Origin of the sequence: Streptococcus sp. NCTC 11567, from assembly GCF_902141215.1 — a bacterium.
GTDB lineage: Bacteria > Bacillota > Bacilli > Lactobacillales > Streptococcaceae > Streptococcus > Streptococcus dysgalactiae.
The window spans coordinates 1005806-1031508 of record NZ_LR595857.1 but is presented as its reverse complement, the minus strand read 5'-3'; the positions used below and the strand labels follow the sequence as shown (position 1 = coordinate 1031508).

At 37.7% G+C, this 25703-nt stretch carries 26 protein-coding genes and 1 pseudogene; 4 read left to right on the top strand and 23 right to left on the bottom strand.

Annotated features, from left to right (window positions below; genetic code table 11):
* Positions 1 to 71 precede the first annotated feature (71 nt).
* From dprA to FQT67_RS10935, 4 genes are all read right to left on the bottom strand, one after another.
* Positions 72 to 914 carry a DNA-processing protein DprA gene (gene dprA, locus FQT67_RS05290; RefSeq protein ID WP_022554641.1) on the bottom strand — a complete coding sequence of 281 codons (843 nt, stop codon included), beginning with the start codon at positions 912 to 914 and terminating at the stop codon, positions 72 to 74.
* A 106-nt stretch (positions 915 to 1020) separates the two neighbouring features.
* Entirely contained in the window at positions 1021 to 1791 is a 771-nt protein-coding gene (locus FQT67_RS05285) for a ribonuclease HII (protein WP_022554642.1), read from the bottom strand.
* Positions 1781 to 2629, bottom strand: coding sequence for a ribosome biogenesis GTPase YlqF (ylqF, locus tag FQT67_RS05280; protein WP_003062503.1), 849 nt, complete (start codon positions 2627 to 2629; stop codon positions 1781 to 1783). Before ylqF ends, FQT67_RS05285 begins: the two co-directional genes overlap by 11 nt.
* Before the next feature lie 722 nt (positions 2630 to 3351).
* On the bottom strand, positions 3352 to 3741 hold the full coding sequence (locus tag FQT67_RS10935; protein WP_232089461.1) for a hypothetical protein: 390 nt from the start codon (positions 3739 to 3741) through the stop codon (positions 3352 to 3354).
* A gap of 349 nt (positions 3742 to 4090) precedes the next feature.
* Here FQT67_RS10935 and FQT67_RS05270 point away from each other — a divergent pair, with 349 nt between their 5' ends.
* The 3 genes from FQT67_RS05270 to FQT67_RS05260 all read left to right on the top strand — a co-directional run bounded on the left by FQT67_RS05270 (position 4091) and on the right by FQT67_RS05260 (position 6207).
* Positions 4091 to 4531, top strand: a complete 441-nt coding sequence (locus FQT67_RS05270; RefSeq protein WP_046177256.1) for a DUF1836 domain-containing protein — start codon at positions 4091 to 4093, stop codon at positions 4529 to 4531.
* A complete protein-coding gene (locus tag FQT67_RS05265; RefSeq protein ID WP_046177255.1) occupies positions 4528 to 5178 on the top strand; it encodes a hemolysin III family protein in 651 nt (216 codons plus the stop codon). The genes FQT67_RS05270 and FQT67_RS05265 overlap by 4 nt, the downstream gene beginning before the upstream one ends.
* A gap of 117 nt (positions 5179 to 5295) precedes the next feature.
* Positions 5296 to 6207, top strand: a complete 912-nt coding sequence (locus FQT67_RS05260) for a diacylglycerol kinase family protein (RefSeq protein WP_046177254.1) — start codon at positions 5296 to 5298, stop codon at positions 6205 to 6207.
* A 39-nt stretch (positions 6208 to 6246) separates the two neighbouring features.
* On the opposite strand, the gene FQT67_RS05255 is transcribed toward FQT67_RS05260, so the two are convergent.
* From FQT67_RS05255 to FQT67_RS05225, 7 genes are all read right to left on the bottom strand, one after another.
* A complete protein-coding gene (locus FQT67_RS05255; RefSeq protein ID WP_003061154.1) occupies positions 6247 to 6696 on the bottom strand; it encodes a hypothetical protein in 450 nt (149 codons plus the stop codon).
* Positions 6697 to 6832: 136 nt separating this feature from the next.
* Entirely contained in the window at positions 6833 to 7039 is a 207-nt protein-coding gene (locus FQT67_RS05245) for a CsbD family protein (protein WP_003057010.1), read from the bottom strand.
* 328 nt (positions 7040 to 7367) lie between these two features.
* On the bottom strand, positions 7368 to 8912 hold the full coding sequence (locus FQT67_RS05240; RefSeq protein ID WP_046177277.1) for an ABC-F family ATP-binding cassette domain-containing protein: 1545 nt from the start codon (positions 8910 to 8912) through the stop codon (positions 7368 to 7370).
* A gap of 102 nt (positions 8913 to 9014) precedes the next feature.
* A complete protein-coding gene (locus tag FQT67_RS05235; protein WP_012766963.1) occupies positions 9015 to 10133 on the bottom strand; it encodes a staphylokinase domain-containing protein in 1119 nt (372 codons plus the stop codon).
* Positions 10134 to 10141: 8 nt separating this feature from the next.
* Complete coding sequence (locus FQT67_RS10930; RefSeq protein ID WP_003058468.1) at positions 10142 to 10276, bottom strand: hypothetical protein; 135 nt, start codon at positions 10274 to 10276, stop codon at positions 10142 to 10144.
* A gap of 206 nt (positions 10277 to 10482) precedes the next feature.
* A complete protein-coding gene (locus tag FQT67_RS05230; protein ID WP_046177252.1) occupies positions 10483 to 11043 on the bottom strand; it encodes an ECF transporter S component in 561 nt (186 codons plus the stop codon).
* Positions 11040 to 11888 carry a pyridoxamine kinase gene (locus FQT67_RS05225; RefSeq protein ID WP_014612289.1) on the bottom strand — a complete coding sequence of 283 codons (849 nt, stop codon included), beginning with the start codon at positions 11886 to 11888 and terminating at the stop codon, positions 11040 to 11042. Before FQT67_RS05225 ends, FQT67_RS05230 begins: the two co-directional genes overlap by 4 nt.
* 89 nt (positions 11889 to 11977) lie before the next feature.
* On the opposite strand from FQT67_RS05225, the gene FQT67_RS05220 reads away from it, so the two are divergent.
* On the top strand, positions 11978 to 13243 hold the full coding sequence (locus tag FQT67_RS05220) for a PLP-dependent aminotransferase family protein (protein ID WP_003060966.1): 1266 nt from the start codon (positions 11978 to 11980) through the stop codon (positions 13241 to 13243).
* Positions 13244 to 13303: 60 nt separating this feature from the next.
* On the opposite strand, the gene FQT67_RS05215 is transcribed toward FQT67_RS05220, so the two are convergent.
* The 12 genes and pseudogenes from FQT67_RS05215 to FQT67_RS05160 all read right to left on the bottom strand — a co-directional run bounded on the left by FQT67_RS05215 (position 13304) and on the right by FQT67_RS05160 (position 25604).
* Positions 13304 to 13642, bottom strand: a complete 339-nt coding sequence (locus FQT67_RS05215) for an ATP cone domain-containing protein (protein WP_003050875.1) — start codon at positions 13640 to 13642, stop codon at positions 13304 to 13306.
* A gap of 140 nt (positions 13643 to 13782) precedes the next feature.
* The gene (locus FQT67_RS05210; protein ID WP_046177251.1) at positions 13783 to 14859 is read right to left on the bottom strand and encodes an aspartate-semialdehyde dehydrogenase; all 1077 of its coding nucleotides are present in this window, start codon (positions 14857 to 14859) and stop codon (positions 13783 to 13785) included.
* A gap of 287 nt (positions 14860 to 15146) precedes the next feature.
* A complete protein-coding gene (gene cls, locus FQT67_RS05205; RefSeq protein WP_003061177.1) occupies positions 15147 to 16724 on the bottom strand; it encodes a cardiolipin synthase in 1578 nt (525 codons plus the stop codon).
* 396 nt (positions 16725 to 17120) lie between these two features.
* Positions 17121 to 18080, bottom strand: a complete 960-nt coding sequence (locus FQT67_RS05200; protein WP_012766968.1) for an LPXTG cell wall anchor domain-containing protein — start codon at positions 18078 to 18080, stop codon at positions 17121 to 17123.
* A gap of 78 nt (positions 18081 to 18158) precedes the next feature.
* A pseudogene (locus FQT67_RS05195) lies at positions 18159 to 18854 on the bottom strand (integrase core domain-containing protein).
* Positions 18855 to 18979: 125 nt separating this feature from the next.
* Positions 18980 to 20106 (bottom strand): IS3 family transposase gene (locus FQT67_RS05190; protein ID WP_143936378.1). Its coding sequence is split into 2 segments (ribosomal slippage): positions 18980 to 19872 and positions 19872 to 20106, totalling 1128 coding nucleotides; the frame shifts between segments, so codons are not numbered across the junction.
* A gap of 63 nt (positions 20107 to 20169) precedes the next feature.
* On the bottom strand, positions 20170 to 20451 hold the full coding sequence (locus tag FQT67_RS05185) for a hypothetical protein (protein WP_022554662.1): 282 nt from the start codon (positions 20449 to 20451) through the stop codon (positions 20170 to 20172).
* A 286-nt stretch (positions 20452 to 20737) separates the two neighbouring features.
* A complete protein-coding gene (locus FQT67_RS05180) occupies positions 20738 to 22408 on the bottom strand; it encodes a formate--tetrahydrofolate ligase (protein ID WP_003059420.1) in 1671 nt (556 codons plus the stop codon).
* A gap of 126 nt (positions 22409 to 22534) precedes the next feature.
* Positions 22535 to 23554 carry a lipoate--protein ligase gene (locus tag FQT67_RS05175; RefSeq protein ID WP_012766974.1) on the bottom strand — a complete coding sequence of 340 codons (1020 nt, stop codon included), beginning with the start codon at positions 23552 to 23554 and terminating at the stop codon, positions 22535 to 22537.
* A 14-nt stretch (positions 23555 to 23568) separates the two neighbouring features.
* Positions 23569 to 24480 (bottom strand): NAD-dependent deacetylase, encoded by a 912-nt coding sequence (locus tag FQT67_RS05170; protein WP_012766975.1) that lies wholly within the window; start codon positions 24478 to 24480, stop codon positions 23569 to 23571.
* Complete coding sequence (locus FQT67_RS05165; RefSeq protein WP_046177279.1) at positions 24467 to 25279, bottom strand: protein-ADP-ribose hydrolase; 813 nt, start codon at positions 25277 to 25279, stop codon at positions 24467 to 24469. The genes FQT67_RS05170 and FQT67_RS05165 overlap by 14 nt, the downstream gene beginning before the upstream one ends.
* The gene (locus FQT67_RS05160; RefSeq protein ID WP_003050906.1) at positions 25272 to 25604 is read right to left on the bottom strand and encodes a glycine cleavage system protein H; all 333 of its coding nucleotides are present in this window, start codon (positions 25602 to 25604) and stop codon (positions 25272 to 25274) included. Before FQT67_RS05160 ends, FQT67_RS05165 begins: the two co-directional genes overlap by 8 nt.
* Positions 25605 to 25703 lie beyond the last annotated feature (99 nt).

Here is a 25703-nt window from a genome sequence, read left to right as displayed (position 1 = left end):
AAAGCTTATAGCATAATATCCCATTTTTAAGGAACTGTCAATAAAAAAATGCTACATAGGAAGAAACTTTGTTATTTTTGATATTCAGAAAGGATGTCCATCCCTGATGTGACGCAGGTTGCTCCCTCTTTTATAAGCTGTAAACAACCTTCAGATTCGCCGTCCAAAATGTTTCCTGGAACAGCAAAAATATCTCGACCCTCTTCTATCCCAATTTGACAAGTAATCAAGGAACCTGAGCGATTTTTTGCTTCAACGACGAGAATACCTCGACTAAGCCCTGCAATAATACGATTGCGTTCCGGAAAGTGATACGATAGTGGTTCTTCTCCTGGACCGTATTCCGTCAAGATAAGGTGTTTCCTTCCTAAGAATGTTTGTAATTCTTGATTTTCTTTGGGATAAAAACGGTCTAATCCTGTTCCTATCACCGCAATGGTTTGTCCTCCGTTTTTAAGACAGGCTAAATGTGCACTAGTGTCAATACCTCGAGCAAGTCCGCTGACAATCACAAAACGGTTCCCGAGTTCTTTAAGAATTTTACGGACAGACTTTACTCCGGTATCGCTTGAGCGCCTTGAGCCCACAATGGCTAATTTAGGTTTATCAAGAAGGTCTAAATTGCCTTGAAAAAACAAGAGGACGGGCGGATTATATATTTCTTTCAAAGCCATTGGGTAATGTTTATCTAGGATAGAAATACTAGGGAATTGTTTAAATTCCATTTTTAACTTTTGGATATCTAACTGCTTATAGGTTTCTATAAAGTGAGACGGGTGCTTACAACCGGAAACAACGGCCATGTCTCGAAGCGACAACGATTTTTCCTGTTGCTTTTGGTAGTCAAGAATATTGAGAATATTTTTATTAGTCAGTCCAGCCTTCTTTAGCTTATAAAGTTCAAAATGATTCACTAAGTTACCTCCCTACTTCTTTTATTCGTAAAATAAAGAAAAAAAGTCTGCAATCTGCAGAACTTTTTAAAGGTTATTAGAATCAGTTAGTAAGCCTTAATAAGGATTACATGGACTTGATTGGTTCAAAACTCTTGCGATGAATTGGTGTTATCCCGTGTGTCCGCAAACCGTCTAAATGTTCTTTGGTACCATATCCTGAATTTTTAGCAAAGCCATAACCAGGAAAAATGCGATCATAGTTAGCCATCATCTGATCTCTGGTGACCTTAGCTACAATTGATGCTGCTGCAATAGACAAGGAATTGGCATCGCCTTTAATAATAGACTGTTGTGGAATGGCAATATCCAATGTCATGGCATCAATCAAGAGATAATCTGGCTGTGTGAGTTGGCCCTCTAACTGTTTAATGGCTTCTAGCATAGCTAGTTTGGTTGCTTCATAAATATTGACCTCATCAATAAGCTGATTGTCAATAATACCGATACCGATAGCCAAAGCCTTTTCTTTCACTGCCTGATAAATGGTCTCATGCTTAGATTTAGGGATTTTTTTAGAATCATTCAGACCTTTAATTTTGCAATGTTGAGGTAAGATGACACATGCTGCGACAACGGGACCTGCTAGGGGGCCACGTCCCACCTCATCAATACCTGCAATGGCTTGGTAGCCTTCTTTATAAAGCGCTTTTTCATAAGAAAGCATGGCTTCTAATCGTTCTTCCTCTGCTAAATCGGCCTGAATAGCCTTTTGTCGACTTTTTAGCGCTTTTTGGACACCTAACCTAGCGTCAGTTGCCAATTCTTGAAAGAGGGGGTCTGAGAGGCTAGTAACAGCTTCCAGGCTTTCTTTGATGGCTTTAATACTAGTCGACATCCATATCTCCCACCTGATCTAAGGTGTATTGACCTAATTTACCATCTCGAACTTCCTTGACGAATAAAGTGTAGAAACGGTCGTAATCATCTTTAAATCCCAGTTGGCGTGTCAAGGTCATAATGATTTCAGGAGCTTCTTCCTCAAGAGGAATATTCTTAAAACGCTTAGTAAGGCGACTAGGATAATGTGTTTTAAAGTAATTCAAACCAAAAATAGTGACCTCATCCATTGGTAGTAATTGGTCCTTGATAGCACCTGTTAAAGCTAATTTTAAGCCAACCAATTCGTCCTCAAATTTTGGCCATAAAATACCAGGGGTATCTAGAATTTCCAATTCCTTATTGGACTTCAACCATTGTTGCCCTTTGGTCACACCAGGTTTATTACCAACCACAGCAATTTTCTTACCAGCCAAGCGATTCATCAAGGTAGATTTACCAGCATTCGGAATGCCAATAATCATGGTTCGTAAGGTTTCTTTTTGAATACCACGATCACGCAGGCGCTTAATTTTATCAGCCATGAGTTCCTTGGCTGCTTCTGTTACTTTTTTAACTGTTGATTGTTCTTTAGAATTGATGGCTAGTGTTTTAATGCCTTGACTTTCATAGTAGGCTTTCCACTCTTTAGTTCGAGTTGCATCTGCCAAGTCAGCTTTATTTAAAATCATTAATTTAGGTTTATCACCAACAATTTTGGTGAGCATGGGATTTTGACTAGAAAGTGGCAAGCGTGCATCCACTAAAATAGTTACAAAGTCAACATGCTTTAAATTTTCCTGAACCTGTCTTCTGGCTTTGGACATGTGCCCAGGAAACCATTGAATCATTGCCATGAGTTTATCATTCCTTTCGTAGCAAGGTTTTTTATACATAACATTTGCTATTTTCTATTGGGGACCAAATAAGAGTCAACATTTTGCAGTCACAAAGCCAGCTGATTATTAATATTTTTTTAGTTTCTTTCTTAAGAGAAAGAAAAAACAGCCATTTATATAGCTTAGTGACTAAATTGATTTTAGACTACTCTTTTTTCTCTAAAATCAGACAAAGAAAATTTGACCGCTTTATATTATATCATGATTTGTGTGATTTTTCCGACTTCTGTTCTACCTTAACCGTTTTCAAAAGCCTTTGAAAAAATAAAAACTGATTTATGAATTGAGTTAATCATCTCGTTATACATGTTTTATAATCTCATATTTCCCTTCAAGAAAGATTATTGTAGACTGTTGTTCTAAGACTCAGATTAATATAGAAAAATCTTAGAGCATTCTTTCAGTACCTGCTCTAAGATTTTTAGGGTGTCGATATGTCAAACTGCTAAACTAATTTAAATCTTTTTCCTGTTCAACTTGTTCATTTAAATTGCTCTGCTATTTCTTATAAATAAGATTCTGTAGCTGAATTTACTTCATCGTATAATCGGAATTAGACACTCTAGTCAATCATCATGATAAAACTTGTTACAGCTAGGGCAACTGAATCAATCAAAGCCTAACGTTTACTTCATTTATTAATTTTTAAGTTAGGAGCAGTGATATATGGACTATTTCGGCTATACATCAGATTTAATTCTCACTAATAAAAAACTAGAAAAAACTAAAATTCCCATTGATAAATAAGCTGATAATTCTGTATGTTGTGTGGCTATAAAAACCATAAACATAGAAAGCAAACTTCCTATACAAGTTATTAGAAATCCCAAACCGGACTCAATCGCTCCCATTTTATCTTCTGGAACTTGTTTAAAAAACAACTCTTGGAGTTTAGGGTTGATTATCCCCATAAAGAAAGCACTTCCAAAAGCTCCAAAAAGAATTAAACTATAGTCAGAGAATAATATCCCAAAAGAAATAGTCAAATTTGCCATATTTGAAACTAAAATAGCCGTTCGTATAGATAATTTTTTAGTCAAAAAAGCAGTACAGATATTTCCTAAAATCATTAATTTTTCATTTTAAACCTCTATCACGCATATATGGGAATAAATTTAAATTAACTTCATAATAGCATACAATATGAAAAAATAAAAGTGAGGATTATCACATGAAAAACACGGTTTGTTAACACTTTTTCCGATTATATTAGAAAGTATTATTGTTATTGGTATAAGATAAGTCAAAGATCTAGTTGTTCACATTGAATGATTAGATTTTTTATTTTTTGGAACAGCTAATTGCTTTGAAAATAGGGAAATTGAGGATAATCATTGGCTATGATTTACAGTTTTCACTTGCAATTAGTTTTTATTAATCATATAATCTAGTTATCAAAACTAGATAGAAGGGTGACAAATGATTTTCCCATCATTACCTTATTGGCAAGACCTTCCTGATTTAGACCTTTATTTAGATCAAGTTCTATTGTACGTCAATCAATGCACGGATTTTTCTATGGTGTCAGATAATAAATCGTTAACGGCATCTATGATTAATAATTACGTCAAGCATGGGTATGTGACTAAACCTATCAAGAAAAAATACCAAAAGCAACAACTAGCGCGCTTAATTGCCATCAGTTTGTTTAAAACGGTATTTCCTATTCAAGATATTAGTCGCGTATTGGAGGAACTTCAGGCACAGGCTGATTCTGAAAGTCTTTACAATACTTTTGTAACCTGTTGGAATCAGAAGGCTCCCATTGAGGAGGACATTCCACCGATTGTGCAGGTTGCCTGTCAAACGGTCAAAGATTACCACAAAACTATTTATTTATTACAGGAGGTGACCCAATGAACCAAACCTTTAAACAAAGTTTACCCTTATCTTTTAGTGAGGAAGTAGCAAACAGCGTGACACACGCTATCGGAGCATTTGCTATGCTCATTCTACTTCCTATTTCAGCCAGCTATGCTTATCAAACTTATGACCTTAAAGCCGCTATTGGTATCTCCATCTTTGTCATCAGTCTCTTTTTGATGTTTTTATCCTCTACGATTTACCACTCCATGGCTTATGGTTCGGTTCACAAATACATTCTACGCATTATTGATCACAGTATGATTTACATTGCTATCGCAGGAAGTTATACACCTGTTGCCTTATCCCTTGTTTCTGGTTGGCTAGGCTATATCATTATTGTTTTGCAGTGGGGCATTACGCTTTTTGGGATTTTATACAAAATTTTTGCCAAACGTATCAATGAAAAATTCAGTTTGATGCTTTATATCGTTATGGGCTGGCTCGTTGTGTTTATCTTGCCAGTCATCATTCAAAAAACTAGTCTTGCTTTTGGTCTTCTCATGTTATTTGGTGGCTTGTCTTATACCATTGGAGCGGTATTTTATGCCAAAAAAAGACCCTACTTCCACATGATTTGGCATCTTTTCATCTTATTGGCCTCAACCCTTCAATTTATTGCCATCACCTTCTTTATGCTTTAAAATAGGTGGTCTGATAAGAGTCAAACAGAGTTTCCTATGCCTTTTTTATAGGGACATTCATTAAGAGAAATGGTATAATGGTTAACAATTAATAAGTGATTAGAAAGTAGAGACCTCATGAAAACTGTTCGTATTTTTTATAATCCCAATTCTGGAAAAAAAGAAGATCAGCTTGCCAGTGACGTTAGAGACTATTTTCTTCATCATGGTTTTTCCGAAAAAGATGTTGAAGTGATTACCCCTAAAGATGCAGACCAAGCTTTCCTCCTAGCGAAACAAGCTGCCAAAGATCATATCGACCTCGTCATTCCTTTGGGAGGAGATGGTACGCTTAATAAAATTATCGGTGGTGTATATGAGGGAGGAGCTCACTGTTTAATTGGCTTAGTCCCGTCAGGAACGGTTAATAATTTTGCGAAGGCTCTCCATGCTCCCTTACAAACTTCTGAGGCCTTAGATACTATTTTATCTGGTCAAGTGAAGAAAGTTGACATTTGCAAAGCCAATCACCATTACATGATTTCTAGTTTGACGCTTGGGTTACTAGCTGATATTGCTGCAGATGTAACGGCTGATGAGAAAAGACGGTTTGGTCCTTTACCCTTTTTGAAAGATAGTATTCGAATACTGAGACGAAATCGCAGCTATCATATCTCATTGATTAGCCACAATCATCATATTCATTTAAAAACAAAATTTTTATTAATTACCATGACTAATACCATAGCTGGTTTTCCTTCCTTCTCCCCAGGAGCACAAGCTGACGACGGCTACTTCCAAGTCTACACCATGAAAAAAGTTTCCTTCTTTAAATTTTTATGGCACATTAATGATTTCAGACAAGGCGATTTCTCCAAGGCAGAAGAAATTAGTCATTTCCAAGCCAATAGTCTAACCCTTCAACCTCAGCATCACAAACAAGCTATTTCTCCTCGTTCCCGAATTGATGGAGATAAAAGTGACTACCTTCCTATTCAGTTAGACCTGATTCCAAAAGCAGTTTCCATTATCGTTCCTAAAGACAATTAAAAAAGTGCCATACGGCACTTTTTTGTCTTATCTAAAAGGTTAACTTTTGGTTTTTTCTGAATCGTCTTCAGTATCGGTCTTATCGCTTTTGAGTTGGTTCACTTTAGATTGGATAGTCTGACTAGTTGTTTCACTAAATCCTTCTACCTTTTCTTTAGCCTGTTCTAATGAGTCCTCAACCGTTTCTGCGGCAATACCGCCATACACTTCGACAGCATCTTTAGTATCTTGCCATTTTTCTTCAACCGTTTCTGCCGCAATCCCACCATATACTTCAACAGCATCTTTGGATTCTTGGACTTTTTCGGAAACCGTGTCTAGTACTTTTTTACTTTTATCATGCAAGTAAGTGTTAAGATCTTCAATCTTCTTAGCACTCTCTTTCAACAATTGGTCTTTTTTAGAAGATGAAAGGCTCAAGTAAGCAATCGTTGCTGCGGCTGAACCTAACAATAATCCTAAAAAGATGCCATGATTTTTCTTAGCCATTGGCTGACCTACTTTCTGTTAGTCGGAGTTTTACTGTCGTTAATAATTTTTTTTGCCAGTTTGACAGCTGGAACGACCAGTAAAACAAGTTGTAAGACTTCGGTGAATTTAATATTTCGTTTTTTCATGAAGCAAATTACTCCTTTTTATCTTTTCCTGATAAATGATCAACAAATCCTTTGAGACTATCTTTAGCATCATCAAGCACTTCTGCAAGCTTCCCTTTAGTATGTTCAGCTTTGCCTTCTGCCTCCAAAGATTTATCATCTGTTAGATGACCTACAGTTTCTTTAATTTTTCCTGAGATTTGGTCTCGTTTAGCATCAAATTTTTCTTCTGACATCGTTACACGTCCTTTCAATTGATGAGTCACCACATTGTCTTATCTAAAAGGATTAATGAATGGTTGCCAAAGTGACTACACCAATTATTTTTGTATTTTCAATAAAATAAGACTCAATCAAATGCTTTGTAAAATAGATATTAAAGCCTTATATCGTCTTAATTTGAAAAGTGACAACACATTTATTAATTTATATTGTCATTATACCATGAGTAAGGTATCTCGTCAAAGATTTTGATTGATTGGCGTTAACTATCTTTTCATAATCGTTACCAGATTTTGGCTACTATTAAAAAATCCAAGACCTTTTGAGATCTTGGAAATCTACTTATGTTAACTGATTGAAATCCCAAACATCGGTGACCCAACCGTCGTAAAAGTCAGGTTCGTGGCAGACCATTAAAATGGATCCTTTATAAGCTTTCAGAGCACGTTTGAGTTCTTCTTTAGCATCCACGTCTAAATGGTTGGTTGGCTCGTCCAAAATAAGTACATTATTCTCACGATTCATGAGTAAACAGAAGCGTACCTTAGCTTGTTCGCCACCAGAAAGCACTTGGATTTGGCTTTCGATATGTTTTGATGTCAGGCCACAACGGGCAAGAGCTGCTCGTACCTCAGCCTGATTCAAAGCTGGAAAGGCATCCCAAACAGCCTCTAAAGGTGTTTGACGATTATCACCTGCTACTTCTTGTTCAAAGTATCCAACTTCCAAGAAGTCTCCTGTTTCAACTTCCCCTTCTAACGGTTGAATAATTCCTAATAGGCTCTTGAGGAGGGTAGATTTTCCGATACCGTTGGCCCCAATAATAGCAATTTTTTGATTGCGCTCAAAGTTAAGGGTCAAAGGCTCTTTGGTTAAAGGACGGTCATAACCAATCACAAGATCTTTAGCTTGGAAAATAAAACGGCTCGGAGTTCTTGCTTCCTTAAAGTCAAAACTTGGTTTTGGTTTTTCTGCTTGAAGCTCAATCAAATCCATTTTATCCAGCTTCTTCTGACGAGACATGGCCATATTACGCGTTGCTACTCTAGCTTTATTACGATTAACAAAGTCTTGCAAGTCCGCAATTTCCTTTTGTTGGCGTTCATAGGCTGCTTCTAACTGGGATTTTTTCATGTCATAGACCGCTTGGAACTGATTATAATCACCAGTGTAGCGAACCAAATCTTGATTTTCAACATGATAAACAATATTAATCACATCGTTCAAGAAAGGAATATCATGCGAAATTAAAACAAAGGCATTCTCATAGTTTTGCAAGTAGCGCTTGAGCCACTCAATATGTTCTGCATCGAGGTAGTTTGTTGGCTCATCCAATAAAAGAATATCTGGTTTTTCCAACAATAGCTTAGCCAATAAGATTTTAGTTCGTTGGCCACCTGATAGAGCGGTGACATCAGATTCCATCCCAAAATCCATCACCCCTAAGGCACGTGCCACTTCATCAATTTTAGCATCCAAGGTATAGAAGTCGCGGCTTTCCAGACGATCTTGCAGCTCGCCGACTTCTTCCATCAAGGCATCAACATCTGCTCCTTCATCTGCCATTGACAGGTAAATGTCATTGATACGCTCTTCGGTCTTAAATAACTCATCAAACGCTGTTCGAAGGACATCTCGAACGGTTTGCCCAGCTTCAAGCACTGTGTGTTGATCCAAGTACCCTGCAGTGACATATTTGGACCATTCAATTTTTCCTTCATCTGGCTGGAGGTGACCAGTAACAATACTCATGAAGGTTGACTTGCCTTCACCGTTTGCCCCAACCAAACCAATATGTTCTCCCTTGAGAAGACGGAAAGATACATTTTCAAAAATAGCACGATCACCAAAACCGTGACTAAGTTGTTTCACTTCTAAAATACTCATGACTTCTTCCTTAATAATCATCAAAAAAGCCGTTAAAACGGCTTTCTGCATTTATTCAATTATGGCAAAATTGTAACTTTTTGTCAATGAAGGAATAGTTAGTTATTTTTCTGGAATTGAGGGAAGGAACTTATCAGCGGACGCACCATTCTCTTGAATTGTTTCTAGTTGTTGTTTTTCATCCTCTCTTAAATAAGCATATTTTTGTTTTTCCTCTTCTGAGTAACCATTATCATAACCATAATGATCAGTCGGACGCATATTAGCTGTTCGTTTAGTCATGTAAACATTTACTCTTCTTTTTCCATCTAAAACAAAATGATCAACACGACCTGTAATAGTATAATTTTCAATATTATAGTAATCTAAATTATTAACTAAGACCCGATTTTTGAAATTACTATCGTAACCGTCTGTAAAATCAATATCATGTAATCCATGAATTAGTAAATTACGTTCTAATAACAGCTGTCCATTGGTATCGTCAATATAATTGATATTAATAGGCTCTGTTTTTTCCTTACCATAATTAGCTAACTGATCTTTATGAACAATAGTATACGTTTCGGTGATAGCATCAGTATTACCATTCTCTGTTCCATAGCCTGTTTTATCCCCTTCTTTAGGAATAAATTCGCGATTTTTAACATAATAGGTAAAGTTATCTTCGTCAAAAAATGTATCACGTTGACCATCATGTGTAATTCTTGTCGAAACTCTTTCAGCAATTACGAACCCAGGATGTTTCTCGTTTAAAATTTCCTGAGCTCTAGTTTTTAATTTTTCTGAATCAATTGCTGAATTTATTTTTTTCCTATCTAAATCAAGAGAATAATTGTATTTTCTTCCGTCTTCATAAGATTCAAAGTTGACATTATAGTGAACTGCGACATCTGTAGCAGGCTTAACCACTTCAGGGTCAATTTCTTTTTCAGCTTTTTTTAAGATAACATGACCTGATAAAAGATATTGTTGGACCTCATCTTTCCCAAAATTGACTGATCCATCAGTTCCTGCAATATAAAGGTCACCATAACGATTTGTCACACGAGCATCTTTATCAAAGTCAACGACTTGAAATTGACGAGTAAAACGGCTACTTGATAATTGGTGTTGAACAGCTTTTAATAAGTCCGCTTTACTGTATACTGCTGTATTAATATCATAATCAATGAATTTAATATAAACTTCTTGACCTGTTTCTTGAACTCGTCCAGTCACAGAGATAATTAGATAACTTTTTTTAAGAACATATCGTCAGGCTCCATCCAAGTAGGCCCAGCAACAGCCTGTACCGGTTTAGCGTGTGCAAATACTGCGGCGCTCAATAGTGTAACGCCTAATAATCCTAAATGTTTTTTCATAAAAAAACCTCCCTTTCCTCATCATTATACATTATCATTATTAGAAAATAAAACATTCTCATTTCGGGATTTTGATAAAATACAATTAAAAATCAATTATCTGAAAATATAATTGATTTTTATGATACCGCTATAAGTTCTTTCTAAATTTAAGATGTGAGAAAGTTTAAAGTATTTTTATCTAAAAAATAATTTATTTTTTATTTTTAGATAATATCATTATCTGGTTTTTTCTGACGCCATTTAGCTCTTAATCCTTGTAGTATAGGGTAGAGAATAGGGACTGCTACTATGGTGACGAGTGTCGTCCCAAAACTACCTCCAACCTTTCCGAGTGCTACGAAGAAAGCTGCTGGAAAAGAAAGTTGACCTACAGCATAATGAAGCAAGCTGTATTTGATGATATTGAGGAGCAATTTAACCAAGCCTGCTATGACTCCCACTGCTATAATAGCTATTGGACGCTGACTTGACTGCATTCCTTTTTCATAAATAAGGTGTAGGACAAGACAGATTATCATAGATTCCAAAATGGTTATCCAGGCAACAGGGGCATAACCGTTTAAAATATCGAAAATGCCCAATCCCAGACTGGCCACCAGAGCTGCTTCTTTACTACCGTATAGAAGAACAGCAACCACCACCAAGGCATTTCCAAGATGAACAAATTGAGCGCCCACTGGAATACGTAGCAATTGGACAGCTATAAAAATTAGGCTAGCATAGAGACTCAGTTCAATGCGATGAGCTAGTTTAGATGATGTCATTTGTTTTCCTCCATTAATTGTTGAAATGATGTGTTCAGATAGGCTAGATGCGGTTCGTAGGCAATTCCAAAAGAGATATCTTCTTTTAGCATAAGAGTCGTTTGCAAAGCTTTTTCGATAAAGGAAATAGCAAGGTTAAGAACATCTTTCATAGGCAATTCATAGCAAAAACCAGATGCTATAATAGCTGAAACGATATCTCCTGTCCCATAAAATTGTTGAGGAAACTGAGTTCCAAAATAATAGCTTAAGTGATTTTTAGACGATTGATAGTAAGCAAAACCAATTTCTCCTTCTTGGAAAGAGATTCCGCTAATGACAATATGCCGAGGTCCAAGAGATGCTAATTTTATGACTAATTGTTTCACATCCTCTTCACTGTAATGTGTGCCTAAATAGGGAGTTTGCGTTAACAGGCAAGCTTCGCTCACATTAGGTATTAACAAGTCCGCTTGGCCTGCCAGTTGAGTCATCACAGCTACATGTTGGCTTGTGAAGCCAGTGTAAAGTTTTCCTTGATCCGCCATAATAGGATCAAGGATCAGAGGCACTTGTTGTTGCGACAGAAAATCCAAAATCTTCTCTGCATCTTCTGTTTGGCTAAGATAGCCTACAACTATGGCATGACAATCAGCACCTCTTTCTCTCCACTCTGTTAAAAAAGCCTTCATTAAATCTGAAGTTCCCCATTTCACAGGCTTGTTTCCCCCACCTGTATGCCCCGATAAGAGACAGGTCGGTAATAAGGCTTGCTCCATGCAACAGGCTGCCATTACAGGAATGCTGGCTGATAGTCCTACTTTTCCTATGCCAACTAAGTCGTTGGCCACCATAATACGTTTCATACTCACATACCTCTTTTCCTTAGTAACTATTGTAAGAAAAAGTGTTATTAGGTACAATAGAGTTAACGATTAACTGTATGGGGACAACTATGACAAGCAAATACCAAACCATTATTTCAGATTTGGACCAAGCTATCCAAACGCAAGCATTAAAAAAAGGAGATAAACTCCCTTCCATTCGGCAATTAAGTGACCATTATCGGTGCAGCAAAGACACTGTGCAACGTGCTCTATTAGAACTAAAATATAGACACCTCATTTATGCGGTGCCAAAAAGTGGTTATTATGTTCTAGGAAAAGTGTCTGAAGAAGATACTGCTGTCGATTTAAGTCTCGAGGACTATAACAACATTGCTTACGAAGACTTTCGGCTTTGCCTCAATGAAGCTCTGGAAGCTAGAGATTCTTATCTCTTTCACTACTACCACAAAGCCGAAGGGCTAGATGATTTACGAGATGCTTTGGTGCCTTATCTGGCAGACAATAGTATTTATAGCTGCAAGGAGCAACTTCTTATTACTTCTGGGACACAGCAGGCTCTCTATATACTATCGCAAATGCCTTTCCCAACCGCTGGGCAGACCATTCTTATTGAAAAGCCAACCTATCATCGTATGGAATCTCTGCTTAATCATTTAGGAGTACCCTATCAAACCATTAATCGAGGGTTTAATGGGCTGGATTTAGGGGTCCTAGAATCCCTTTTTCAGTCTGAAGAGATTAAGTTTTTTTATACTATCTCACGCTTTTCAAATCCTTTAGGGCTTTCTTACACGACCAAAGAGAAAGAAGCTATTGTTCGCTTGGCAGAACAATACCATGTCTATATTTTAGAAGATGATTACCTAGGTGACTTTGTTAAAGCAAAGGAACCTCCTCTTCACTATTATGATACTCATCAGCGTGTGATTTACCTCAAGTCATTTTCCATGAGTGTTTTTCCGGCACTTAGAATCGCTACACTTGTTTTACCCCAAGCTTTAAAGTCACAGTTTCTGACTCAAAAATCAATGATTGATTTGGATACCAACTTGTTGATGCAAAAAGCCTTGGCACTCTATTTGGAAAATGGCATGTTTTATAAAAATCTCAAGCACATCAAACGTTTGTTAAAGGAGAGGGAAGATGGTTTAGACACAGTTCTAACGACTCACTTATTGAAGAAGCAGTACCGTTTGACTCCTACCCATCTCATTATCAATACTGATAACTCTCCCACTCTCCCTCAGGCGTTGCTCCCTGAAAAGAGTTCTTTTCTCATAAGTGGTAACAGTCGTTATCTGATAATAACTATTCATCAAAACAGCCTACATCAGTTAAGGTTATTTTTTGACACTCTCAATAACTCCTTGTAAGAGCTATTTTTAACAAGACACTAAAAATCCCCCAAAGGCTATCCTTTGGGGGATTTGGGTTTATTTTGTTTGCTCAAAACGCAAGTGAACAATAATGTTATCACCATAACCATTCCGTTCAAGATCGCGCTGTAGGCGATAAGAAATGTAATGTTCTGCAATGGTGATATAACCTGCATCCATCAAACGATTTTCAACGAGGGATTGAATCATGTTGATGGTAGGGCGTTCAGCATGCACTTCTTCTAAATCAATGACGACTTTTTTAGTAACTTGAGCGAGATTTTGTCGCCAGGTATCATCGATAACATATACCGTTCTTGCTGCTTTGATAATCGCTTGATAAATTTTATCGGGGTCAAATTCAGCGACTTGACCATCACGCTTAATAATTTGCATAAGAGCGCCTCTTTTCATTAGTTTTCATCTCTACTTACATTATGCAAATGTTTTCACGATTTGTCAAGTCATAGCACTCAAACTAGCGATATAGCAAGGTTTCTTGCCTTTCTTTGTTTCATTCATCAAATGAAAAAACCTTAATGTATAGGGAAAACACCTAAATCACTTGGGACAATTAACCCTTTCTCATGCAGACTTTCTGCAATTTGAACGGCATTCCAAGCAGCACCTTTTAATAAATTATCCGAAACCACCCATAGATGAAGCCCATTAGCAATGTCGAGGTCTTTACGAATACGACCCACAAAGGTATCACGGCTCCCTACGGCATTAACAGCCTGAGGATAGAGTTGCTGGCTCACATCATCTTGCAGAACCGCTCCAGGGAACTGACGGATAGCCTCTTTGACGTGATCAATTTGGGCTGGCACTTTTGTTTCGAGATAAACAGATTCAGAGTGAGCGGATAAGACTGGGATACGAACACAAGTGGCAGAGACTTTGAGTGTAGGATCTGCCATAATTTTCTTGGTTTCCATGGTCATCTTCATTTCTTCATAAGTGTAATCATTTTCTGTGAAGAGATCAATTTGAGGCAGAGCGTTAAAAGCAATAGGGTAATGTTTTTTATCTCCAGCTGAAGGTAAAATAGCTGCTGCTACTTCCTTTGGAGTTTTGCCTTGAAGAAGGATTTGTTCATATTGAGAAAGTGTCTCTGCGATAGCGGACTGACCAGCTCCTGAAACAGCTTGATAAGTTGAAACGATGATGCGTTCTATCCCCCACCGTTGGCGAATGGGTTCAAGTGCAATCATCATTTGGATGGTTGAACAATTAGGACAGGCCACAATACCTTTATGATGATCGAGAGCTTCTGCATTGACTTCTGGAACGACCAAAGGGACTTCTGGATGTTGGCGAAAATGGGAGGTATTATCAACAACTACTGCACCTGCCTGAACCGCATAAGGTGCGAATCGCTCTGAGACGCTACCACCCGCTGAAAATAGAGCAAGATTAATCCCATCAAAGGCTGCTTCATTTGTTTCTTCAATTGGAATCTCTAGCCCCTTGAATGGCAACGTCTTACCTACAGAACGTGCCGATGCCAGAAGTTTGAGTTTTGAAATAGGGAGATCGGATTCTTCTAACATCTTAATCATTTGGTGGCCAACAGCTCCTGTTGCTCCCACAATAGCTACAGTATAGCCCATACAATCACCTCTTACGTTGAAGTCTTTATCAGACATTCTTTTTGTAATTTTCTAAAAATTTATAATAGACCTATTATAGCTTATTTTATTTTAAAAGAAAAGCACAAAAAAAGGATTGAGAATATCTCAATCCTAGGGGCGTTCTTACTTAGTAAGAGCGTGATAAAAAGGTTCACACAAATTATCAAAGTCGGCTTCCCGCCTTAATGACCTCCCCTGCGCAAAAGTGGTTTTGCAACCACAATCGACTCATCGCATACTACTATTCTAACAGAACATGTCCTAAATTACAAGAGAGGAGCAATGGTTCTGACTAACAGTCCAACTAATTTTTGATACCATGGGCGGGTCTTGAGTTGTTCTTGTGTTACTAAAACTGATTTTTCTTGTGTTTCCTTAAAATCCTTGACAATTTCCGCGATGGCAGACACACGATACAAATAGGTCGCACATTCAAAATGATGATATAAACTGCGATAATCTAGGTTAATTGTCCCAACGACTGCTTTGGTATTATCTGATACAAAAATCTTGGAGTGGACAAATCCTGGCTGGTATTCATAAATCTTAACCCCCGACGTCATTAGAGCTTTGTAGTATGTTTTAGCTAAGGCATAGGGAATGCCTTTGTCAGGAACACCAGGCATAATAATACGAATATCTACACCACGTTCTGCAGCAAATCGCAGAGCATGTTCCATCTCACTGTCTAAAATCAAGTAAGGGGTCATGATGTAGACATAATTTTTGGCATGGTTCAAAATATCAATATAAACATTCTCTCCGATTTTATCGGTATCTAAAGGCGAGTCTCCATAAGGAATCACGTAGCCATCCGATGGAAGGGAGGGAATATGTTTCGAAAGATAGGGGTCGATAATCAACTCTTTTTCAGTGATAGACCACATCTGTAAAAAGAGAATTAAAAAGCTATCGGTTGCTTCACCTTCTAACATCAATCCAGCATCTTTCCAGTGGCCAAAACGGTCAATCTCGTTAATGTATTCATCAGCTAAATTCACACCGCCCGTAAACGAAACGTCTCCATCAATGACCACTATTTTTCGGTGATCTCGGTAATTATAATAGGTGGAAATAAATGGTGAAATCGGTAAAAATGACTTTGCCTTGATTCCTAGTTGTTGCAATCTTACCGCATAGTCTGGTGATAGGGTTGACAATTCATTCATTCCATCAAACAAGACTCTTACTTCCACACCCTCTTTTACTTTTTTCTCTAAAATGCTTAAAATTTCTCCCCACATTTGCCCTTCAGCAATAATGAAAAATTCTAAGAAAATGTATTTTTGGGCCAAAAGCAACTCTTCTTTTAACCGTTTGAAAAACGTTTCCCCTGTTGGAAAATAAGTTGTTCTTGTGTTGTTATAGATTGGAAAATTGCCGCGGCTCCTTTCCAAATATTGCACCAGGTGGTAAGTGGTTGAGGTATTATCTTTAAGGACTTCTAAAATAGCTTCATCATCTCTGAGGTAAGGAGCAGAAAGATCCACTAAATAGCTAATTCTTTGTTTGAGTCCGCGATAACCCCAGTCTAATTTGGTGTAGATGAGAAAAAGCGAACCCAACAAGGGGGCAATCATAATTAAAATTAACCAAGTCATTCTTGAAATAGCATCCATTTCACTATTAACCAGATACAAGACGATAGCAATAGCAAAAATACCTTCTAAAATAGTAATCCAAACACGGTATTGCTCCATCCAAGCATAGGTTAGAAATAAGAAACCTAGCTGAAGGATAATTAATAAAACAATAACAGTTGTTCGACTAAAAATGCCTCGTAAAACTCCTCGTCTCCCTTTATGGAGCAAATATTTTACTTTTGCTTTCTTTTTGATAACCAATCCTCCATCTTAACAAATCTCATTTTACATATTATATCATAGTAATGGAGGAAGCGAGTCACCTATAATCTGATTAATTTGATTAATAGCCTTACTCTCTTAAATAGCTCACTAATAGTATTGGTGACAATAGCTTTTTTCTAGTATTTAACTATTTCTCCTCTAAAAGTCTATGTTTCAACTGTAACTCTCTCTAAATAAATGATTCTGGCATGATGATAAAAAAGAAGCAGATCAATCTCTCCTCGCTAAAAAGACAGAGAGATTGTCTTACTTCTTTTCTGAAATCTAGCCTCTTAACTAACAAATCAGCAGAATTCACTAAAGGATTAAACTAAATTAGTCAATGACTAATACTAAGCTAAATTATTAGTGATTTGTTTTATGAAAAAGGACTTAGTGTTTTTCTTTCTTTTTGAAAAGAGCTACAAAAACAGTCGAGCATAGAAGTCCTAGTCCAGCTAAAAGAGAAGGGTTTGAACGTTCTGCTGTCTTAGGCAGTACTTTTGCTGAAGATGGCTGAGATTCCATATTGTAGTGGAATGTGTCAGCATTTTCCTTTTCATCTAAGCCTTTTGGAGCTAATACCTTAGGTTGGTCCGATTTTGTTTCCGTAAGCATCAAGAGATTAGCGTCATCTATCATACTATCAATGAATTCTTTGAGTTGCTCATCAGTCATTTCAGGATCTGTAGATGCTTCTGAAGACTGTTCTTCTCCATTTGTCATTGGTTGAGAAGACTCTTTTTCAACCTCTTCTGGTGTTTCTTTTTCAACATTCTCGTTTTCTGTAGGCTGATCTGATTGACCTTTAGGTAACAGTTTTTCAAGAGAAACAGCATGGTAATTGCCGAAACGATCTTCTGCAATTAAAACAAGTTTGCTAAAGTCAACTGTCAGTGGTTCTTCTGATAATTCTGTTTCAATTGTTTTTGGAATATCAAAGCTTCCATCTGCCTGCATTGGAATATAGTGAACAACCTGATCATTATAAGGTTCTTCACCCTCTTCAACTTCAGCTGGAATTTCAGTATTATAACCAATTTGGAAACGAACACCTTCTGGTAATTGACTCACATCAATCCTGAATTTACCTGTTTCTGCATCATAGGACGCTTCCGTTGGAAGTTCAGGTAGACTTGTTTTCACCTCTACTTTGAAATCTTGAATTTGAGCTTTTGCACCTTCTGCTACTGGTGTATAGAGTACTCGGTAAGTGTATAGCCCATCTGCAACAGTTTCGTTATCACTTGATTGACCACTCCATTCAGTGTTTTCAAAACGATGCATGACTTTAGCACTTTCGTCTAAGTCTTGGAAGTATTTACGTGTAGCAGCGGTTGAACTTTCCCACACGAGATTACCATCTTTATCAAGTACTTGTGCCTTAATGAAAAGGCAACACTTTTCTGAACAATTTTTATAAAGTGCTTTTTAAGCGATAATTCGTTTGGTCATGGGAGTTTGGTAGTTAAGACTACCATGAATGCGATGATAGTTCCACCAGTGGACATAATCTTTCGTTTTGAGGGCTAATTCTTCTAGTGATTGAAAGGTTTCTTGGTTGATAAACTCCAGTTTGAAGGAACGATAGGTACTCTCAGCGACGACATTGTCATAGGGACAACCAGCCTGACTGAGAGAACGGGTGATTCCAAAAGCTTCAAGCATCTCATCAATCAGCTGATTGTCAAACTCCTTGCCACGATCAGAATGGAACATCTTGACCTTGGTTAGTGCATAAGGGATGCTTTGAATGGCTTGTTTAACGAGCTCCGCAGTCTTGTGCCAGCCAACGACACATAGCTGAAATGCTGTATTTATCCTTATTAGCAGTGATTACTTGTCTTTTTGTGCCATAATCACTGCCGCTTGCTTTAGGATATCTAATTGCATTTCGAGTTCTTTATTGCGTTTTCTGAGTTGAATCAGTTCCCGTTGTTCATCTGTCATATTATCAACAGACTTGAAGGAACCCGTTAGTTTGGCTTGTCTGACCCACTTATCGAAGGTTGAGGGCGTTAACTCATATTCTTTGATAAGCTCACTTCGTTTCATTCCAGCATTGTGGAGGTCAACAATTTGTTGCTTAAAATCATCGGTGAAGTGGCGACGTATTTTTCTAGACATATCTGTTCTCCTGTTTTCTTTAGTGTAGAACACTTTATAAATTCTGTCTAGTTTAGTGTAACCGATTCACATTGGACTAATGTCAAATAAGTAGACAGAAAACCGTGTTATTTTATTGCGTTAAACTAATTTTCTTCTTTCTGATTAGGGGTTAGTCCTAGATTAGCCGTATGTGGGTTGTAATTGTTATAAAAATTCTCAATGTATTCAAAGCAGTCTAATTGAACCTGTTTGATATTTTGATACTTTTTTCGGTTGATTTGTCTATGCTTTAAATACTTGAAAAAAGCTTCCGTTACGGCATTATCATAAGGATATCCAGGTTTAGAAAAAGAATGCATGATATTGTTGTCATCAATTATTTTTCTAAATTCCCTGGCCTTAAATTGTGACCCTTGGTCGGAATGAAAGAGAAGTGTTCCTTCAATCTTTCTTTTATTAAGAGCTAATTCTAGAGTGTCACATGCTAACTTTGCATCCATACGGTGACTCAATTTCCAAGCAATACATTTTCTAGAATAGAGATCAAGTATTGCGCAGAGATAGACATATTTCTTATATCCAATAGAAATATAGGTGAAGTCAGTAGACCATACTTGATTAGGTTTGTCAGGATAAAATTTCTGGTTGAGTAAGTTTTGAGGATACGTTTTTTGAGTCTTTTTAAGAGCTGTTTTTGGCTTAATGGTAGCCATTTTAGGGAGCGCCATATTCTTCATTAGACGGTAAATTCTTCCTTCAGAGATTTTTGTGTCGTAGTCTCTTTGAAGAATGACCTTGATAGACTTCACACCAAGTCTTTTGTTTGCTTTGGTATAAATTTCAAGTATTTGTTTTCTATAAATTTGATTATCCAATTCTCTTTTTGAGGGCTTATGTTTTAGAAATTTATAGTAAGTGGAGCGATTGACACGTAAAACACGACACAAGGTTGTTGTGGCGTGTTCAAAGCGTAACCGATAGACAGCAAGGAGTCTTACTTTAAGTTTTGCATGAATATGGCACTTGCTTTTTTTAGGATAAGGTTCTCCTCTTCAAGCTGCGCATTACGTTTTTGTAGCTCTTGTATTTGCTTGGTAGTAAGTACAGAATTATCTTCGAGTTTGACTTGAGAATACTGTTTGATCCATTTTGCAAGCGCAGAAGCGGATACCCCATAGTCTTTACAGAGTTCAGACTGAGTTTTTCCAGTTTGATAAAGGTTGACAAGGGATTGTTTGAATTCTTCATCGTAGCGTTTAACTGTTGACATAGGTTGTCCTTTCGTTTTTGTGTCTTTTAAAACAGATTGTAACACACAAAGTTTTGTCTACTTTTATAGTATACATCCAGCAAAAGCTGAGATTGGCTCTTGCTCTTTTGAGCTAGTTTCGTCTGCCTTAGAAGCCTCTTCTTTTGTTTCGTCAGCAGCTGCTTCGCTTTCTTCTGTTTCAGAACTAGTTTCTGAGTTAGTAGCTGTTGTTGAAGCTTCAGTTTTTTCATCAACAACTGAGGAATCAACAGAGCTAGTCTGAACAACAGTTTCCTCAACAGGCTGTTCATCGGCTAACACAGAGTGCTGATTTAATAATAAAAGGCTTGTTGTTGCAAGCGTCAATTGACATACTATTTTTTTTAGAATGATTTTTCATGGTCACTACAATACCTCCAATAACGTGTGGATATAACGATACAACATTATTAAAAAATTAACAATAGATTTATTAAAAATTAATTTATTTTTTCTTATCATTAACTTTTTTGTTATCACTGAAAGCAGTTAATTAGCTACTGGAATGTTACCATAACTTAAAATAAGCGTTAACAAAGGAAAGCACACCTAAAAAACCTGATGATTAATCCATCAGGTTTCTTCACTTTATTAAGATTTAGATTAGTTTTGATTAAAACAGACCAATTGCTGTCCCGTCTTCAGTAACGTCCATTGCCATTGCTGCTGGAACTTTTGGTAGGCCAGGCATAGTCATCACATCTCCTGTTAAAGCAACAATAAATCCTGCTCCTGTTTTAGGAACAAATTCACGGATAGTGATGTCAAAATCTGTCGGTGCTCCTAACAAGGAAGGGGTATCGGAGAAACTGTATTGTGTCTTAGCCATACAAACAGGCAATTTATCCCAACCGAATGCTGCGAACTGCTTCAATTGTGTTTTGGCTTTTGGGCCAAATTGAACAGCTTTACCCCCATAAATTTGGGTAACGATCTTGGTCACTTTTTCTTCCAATGAATCTTCATCTGCATAAAGACGCTTGTAATCAGAGGACTCTTGATCAATCACACGAACCACTGTTTTGGCTAGTTCTACGCCTCCTTCAGCTCCATTAGCCCAAACACTGGCTAATTCTACAGGAACATTTATATCAGCACAGAGAGCCTTTAAAGTCGCAATTTCAGCTTCAGTGTCTGCGACAAATTCATTGATTGCCACGACAACTGGTACATCGAAGTGACGCATATTTTCGACATGACGTTTTAAATTGGCAAAACCTAACCGAACAGCTTCGCAATTTTCAGTCGACAAATCGGCCTTATCAACCCCTCCGTGCATCTTAAGAGCACGTAAGGTGGCAACCACCACAATAGCATCTGGTGCTTTAGGAAGGTTAGGAACTTTAATATCGAGGAACTTCTCAGCACCCAAATCAGCACCGAATCCAGCTTCCGTAACGGTGTAATCTGCCAATCGCAACGCTGTTGAGGTAGCAAGGACAGAGTTACATCCATGGGCAATATTAGCAAATGGTCCCCCATGAACAAGGGCTGGTGTTCCATAAATAGTCTGTACTAAATTTGGCTTGATAGCATCTTTTAGAATTAATGTTAATGCTCCTTCAACCTTCAAGTCACGAACATAGACAGGCTTACGATCATAGGTATAAGCGATCACAATATTTGCCAATCGTTCTTTCAGGTCTTTTAAATCAGTCGCTAAACATAGAATAGCCATGATTTCAGAAGCTACTGTGATGTCAAATCCATCTTCGCGTGGCACACCATTCACAGGACCGCCTAAGCCGACAATTACTTGGCGAAGAGCACGATCATTAAGATCTACCACGCGCTTCCATATAATACGACGTTGATCAATTCCTAAATCATTTCCTTGCTGTAAATGATTATCAATCAAAGCTGACAAGGCATTGTTGGCTGTGGTAATGGCATGCATATCACCTGTGAAGTGAAGATTGATATCTTCCATTGGCAAGACTTGGGCGTAGCCCCCGCCTGCTGCACCCCCTTTAATACCCATAACAGGGCCAAGGGAAGGCTCGCGTAAAGCAATCATGGTTTTTTTACCAATTTGATTTAAAGCGTCTGCCAATCCAATGGACATGGTTGATTTCCCTTCGCCTGCTGGAGTAGGGTTAATAGCAGTTACCAAGATTAATTTTCCAGGCTCATTTGTTGAGACGGATTTGATTTTCTCAAAAGATAATTTAGCTTTATATTTACCATAAAGCTCAATATCATCAGCTTCTATTCCAATTTTGTTAACAATATCAGTAATTGGTTGTAAGGTGACACTTTGGGCGATTTCGATATCTGATTTCATGATAACTCCTCAATTTTATGTAATGTCGTCATTATATCACATTTTAAGTTAGTCGTACATTTATTTGAATCATAACACATAATGTTCGTTTTTTAGTTTGTTTTCACCTACTCCAAGTTAAATTTACTAGGAAAACATCAAATCCACCAATTCTCTTGCTGTAATAGCCCCTAAATAAGGCGTTAAATGAGTGGATTCCAGAACAGCAAGCACATCTTCTTTTTCCATTCTGGTGCCAATCAAGAGGTGTTCCAATTCTGTAATATCTGCTTTTCCAAAAAAGTCTCCGTAAATGCGACAGTCAGCAATCGAACCTTTTACGATATCGAGATGTACATCAACCGTTCCTCCAGCAAAGCGGCCATCTCTATGGTAACGGTATTGTGGAGAATTGCCATAGTTCCACTCCCAATTTTTATACTTACGCTCTGTTAAGGCATCAATCTGTTGCCAATCCTCTTCAGTCAAGTCATAGCGTTTTGCCTGACTAATGGTTTCAATCTTTAATAACTGACAAACCATCAAATCTTTAAATTCCTCAACAGTGATACCTTGATACTGCGGTGCTAAATGTTCTCTGATATTACCTACTCGGCTTCGCACTGACTTGATACCCTTTGATTCAATTTTTTTTCGGTTAGGGTTCAGTACCTTTTCCATAGCTTCAAAATCCACATCTAAAAGTAGCGAATAACCCCCATAGACACGGCCATTGGCAATGGTCATTGCAGCTCCAGATACTTTTTTACCATCGATGACCAAATCATTTCGTCCGGTCATTTCCACACCTGTCGCTCCCAAATGGTGAAGTGCTTCAATAGCAGGTTGATAGGTTCGTTTGAAATCCCCAAAAATCCCATTATCATTAATAAGATAACAAATGTTAACAGCTCCAGAATCAACATACACAGCTCCACCACCAGTATCTCGGCGAACAACAGGAATATGATGTTCTTTTAAGTAATCTTGATTGGTTTCGACGACTGCATTTTGAAATTTTCCAATCTCAACTTTGGGATCACAATAGTATGGCAATAAGATATCGTCATCCAAAAATAAATTTTCTTGGACGTACACTTGCATAGCTAGAGCGACAGCTCCGTCAGTAATTCGTTTACCGTTACGAATCGGTTCAATAAGATACATGTTAGTTGTCCTCTCTATTGTGAGTTAGCTCGTATGGTTTGTAGTGTTTGGTATATAGTTTTTGCATCCTTAATCAATTGGGCAATATGGTCTGTTAGTTCTAAACTCTGTGATCTTAACTGTTGAGGGGTGCGATAGTGTTTGTGGTTCAAGGTCACAAATAAAGCATCAGGATTTTCTGACACGCGCTTCCAAAAAGGGTGTTTAATGAATTGAGGTGTGGTATGCCCCACACCAATCTCTAAATAAAGCACTTTGCCATGTTCGTGTTCTGATAAAAAAGTGTCATAGCGTTCTTTTTGTGCCTGGAAATCCGCATCTTCAACCATTCCTTTTTCTTCGTTACGTTTATTAATTTCAAAAGGAGCTCCGCATTTAGGACAATGCGGAATTAATTGATCTGGAACTTTCATATTTGCTTGCTCAGCAATCATTTGACGTATTAAACAATCATCCTTGTAAGTTTGCTGATGACAGTGTTGACTGCATTGCCACAAACCGTATTCCCCTTGAATATGAAAGATCTTTTCTGGGTCATAATTAGCTACCCAAAAAGCATTATCAGCATTGGTAGTAATAATATGATAAGCTTTGGTTTCCAAAATGTCACGTAAATCAAGATAAGATTGGCCTACAGGCTGGTCAAGGTAATTCAAAGCCACAAAACGACTTTGAAAAGCCCAGTATTCTTGCCAGTCTTCAAAATCAAAGAGACTAGCTTGCAACATATCCAAAAATTGGTACTTGGCAATAAAATCTGGAAAAGCAGTTTCAAAACGTGGCCCTATATAAGTAAAGCCATCAGCTGCTGACATACCAGCACCAATCCCAACAACAAGAGCATCGGCTTCTTTAATCAATTGAGCTAGTTGTTCTGCCTGGGGGAGGTCTTCATTGGGATAAGTTTTCCAATTACTCACAATCATTCTCCTTTTGTAAATACATATCATACAAAGCCTTATCTTCTAAGGTAAAAGTATTAAAAATAACAGCTAATCGCTGATTTGGGTGTTGTTCTTGCCATTTTAAGACCGTCTTAATAGCAATCTGTGAGGCTTCTTTTTTAGGAAAACCAAATTCACCTGTTGAAATGGAACAGAAAGCTAAGCTCACAAGTCCTGATTGAGCTGCCAAATTAAGGCAAGATTGGTAACAGCGAGCTAGTAAATCTGCTCGAATAGGCGAAATCGGTTGTCCTTTAGCAATTCTTGGCCCGACGGTATGAATAATCGATGAAGCTGGTAAATGGTAGGCACTGGTCATCTTAGCCTGACCAATAGCTTCTTTGTGCCCTTGTTCAACCATGAGAGACTGACACGCTAAACGTAAGCGGCTCCCAGCAAAGGTGTGAATGGCATTATCAATACAGCCATGATTAGAAATAAAACATCCTAATAATTCACTGTTTGCTGCATTGACAATAGCATCCACAGCAAGGTGCCTAATATCTCCGTGGTAAAGAAAAATCTGATCATGAGCAGTTTTCTGACAACCTTCAAGGCTTATCGGACGAATAGAGTTCTGCCAAGCATCCAAATAAGCATCTTCCAAGACAAGGTAGTTTTGAGACAAGGGAAGAGCAGGCCGCTGGTTGATAAGCGACCGCCATAAAATTTCCCGTCCTTCTAAGGTGGCAGGCAAGGCAGAAACCTGAGAATCTCCAACCCATTCTTCTGCTTGTAGCTGCTCAATCATCTTGCCTAATAACTCAAATGACTTAGGCATCTTCTAAGGCATCAAAAGCTGCTTGGTCAACATCTGCCAAGACTACAATCCAGTTTTCATCAGCTTTTTCAGAATTCAAGAGGGTTGGCGTTAGCGTTGCTGCCTCATTACGTTCCACAACAGTCCCTGCTAATGGTGACAAAACAGACATAACTGTTTTAGACGCTTCTAAATTCAAGATAATGTCATCAACCGCTAAGGTGTCATTTTCAGTAAATTCGGCATATCCAATAGTTCCAATATCATCTTGCAATTCGGGTGTCATACTGATGGTATAACGGTCTTCTTTTTTCTCAATTAATAAGTAGTTCGCAAATTTTTTCATTTTCTTTCCTTTCTCTTTAGAGAGTTATATTAATAAAGTGACGACGATTGGCAGCGCTGATTTCACGCTGGTTTTGCTTTAGAGAATCGTTGTGAGCTT

Excerpts from the sequence above, each read along its gene's own strand:
- FQT67_RS05285 (WP_022554642.1), bottom strand. The coding sequence starts at position 1,791 with ATGTCGACTAGTATTAAAGCCATCAAAGAAAGCCTGGAAGCTGTTACT.
- ylqF (WP_003062503.1), bottom strand. The coding sequence starts at position 2,629 with ATGGCAATGATTCAATGGTTTCCTGGGCACATGTCCAAAGCCAGAAGA.
- FQT67_RS10935 (WP_232089461.1), bottom strand. The coding sequence starts at position 3,741 with ATGATTTTAGGAAATATCTGTACTGCTTTTTTGACTAAAAAATTATCT.
- FQT67_RS05270 (WP_046177256.1), top strand. The coding sequence starts at position 4,091 with ATGATTTTCCCATCATTACCTTATTGGCAAGACCTTCCTGATTTAGAC.
- FQT67_RS05265 (WP_046177255.1), top strand. The coding sequence starts at position 4,528 with ATGAACCAAACCTTTAAACAAAGTTTACCCTTATCTTTTAGTGAGGAA.
- FQT67_RS05260 (WP_046177254.1), top strand. The coding sequence starts at position 5,296 with ATGAAAACTGTTCGTATTTTTTATAATCCCAATTCTGGAAAAAAAGAA.
- FQT67_RS05255 (WP_003061154.1), bottom strand. The coding sequence starts at position 6,696 with ATGGCTAAGAAAAATCATGGCATCTTTTTAGGATTATTGTTAGGTTCA.
- FQT67_RS05245 (WP_003057010.1), bottom strand. The coding sequence starts at position 7,039 with ATGTCAGAAGAAAAATTTGATGCTAAACGAGACCAAATCTCAGGAAAA.
- FQT67_RS05240 (WP_046177277.1), bottom strand. The coding sequence starts at position 8,912 with ATGAGTATTTTAGAAGTGAAACAACTTAGTCACGGTTTTGGTGATCGT.
- FQT67_RS10930 (WP_003058468.1), bottom strand. The coding sequence starts at position 10,276 with ATGAAAAAACATTTAGGATTATTAGGCGTTACACTATTGAGCGCCGCA.
- FQT67_RS05230 (WP_046177252.1), bottom strand. The coding sequence starts at position 11,043 with ATGACATCATCTAAACTAGCTCATCGCATTGAACTGAGTCTCTATGCT.
- FQT67_RS05225 (WP_014612289.1), bottom strand. The coding sequence starts at position 11,888 with ATGAAACGTATTATGGTGGCCAACGACTTAGTTGGCATAGGAAAAGTA.
- FQT67_RS05220 (WP_003060966.1), top strand. The coding sequence starts at position 11,978 with ATGACAAGCAAATACCAAACCATTATTTCAGATTTGGACCAAGCTATC.
- FQT67_RS05215 (WP_003050875.1), bottom strand. The coding sequence starts at position 13,642 with ATGCAAATTATTAAGCGTGATGGTCAAGTCGCTGAATTTGACCCCGAT.
- FQT67_RS05210 (WP_046177251.1), bottom strand. The coding sequence starts at position 14,859 with ATGGGCTATACTGTAGCTATTGTGGGAGCAACAGGAGCTGTTGGCCAC.
- FQT67_RS05180 (WP_003059420.1), bottom strand. The coding sequence starts at position 22,408 with ATGAAATCAGATATCGAAATCGCCCAAAGTGTCACCTTACAACCAATT.
- FQT67_RS05175 (WP_012766974.1), bottom strand. The coding sequence starts at position 23,554 with ATGTATCTTATTGAACCGATTCGTAACGGTAAACGAATTACTGACGGA.
- FQT67_RS05170 (WP_012766975.1), bottom strand. The coding sequence starts at position 24,480 with ATGATTGTGAGTAATTGGAAAACTTATCCCAATGAAGACCTCCCCCAG.
- FQT67_RS05165 (WP_046177279.1), bottom strand. The coding sequence starts at position 25,279 with ATGCCTAAGTCATTTGAGTTATTAGGCAAGATGATTGAGCAGCTACAA.
- FQT67_RS05160 (WP_003050906.1), bottom strand. The coding sequence starts at position 25,604 with ATGAAAAAATTTGCGAACTACTTATTAATTGAGAAAAAAGAAGACCGT.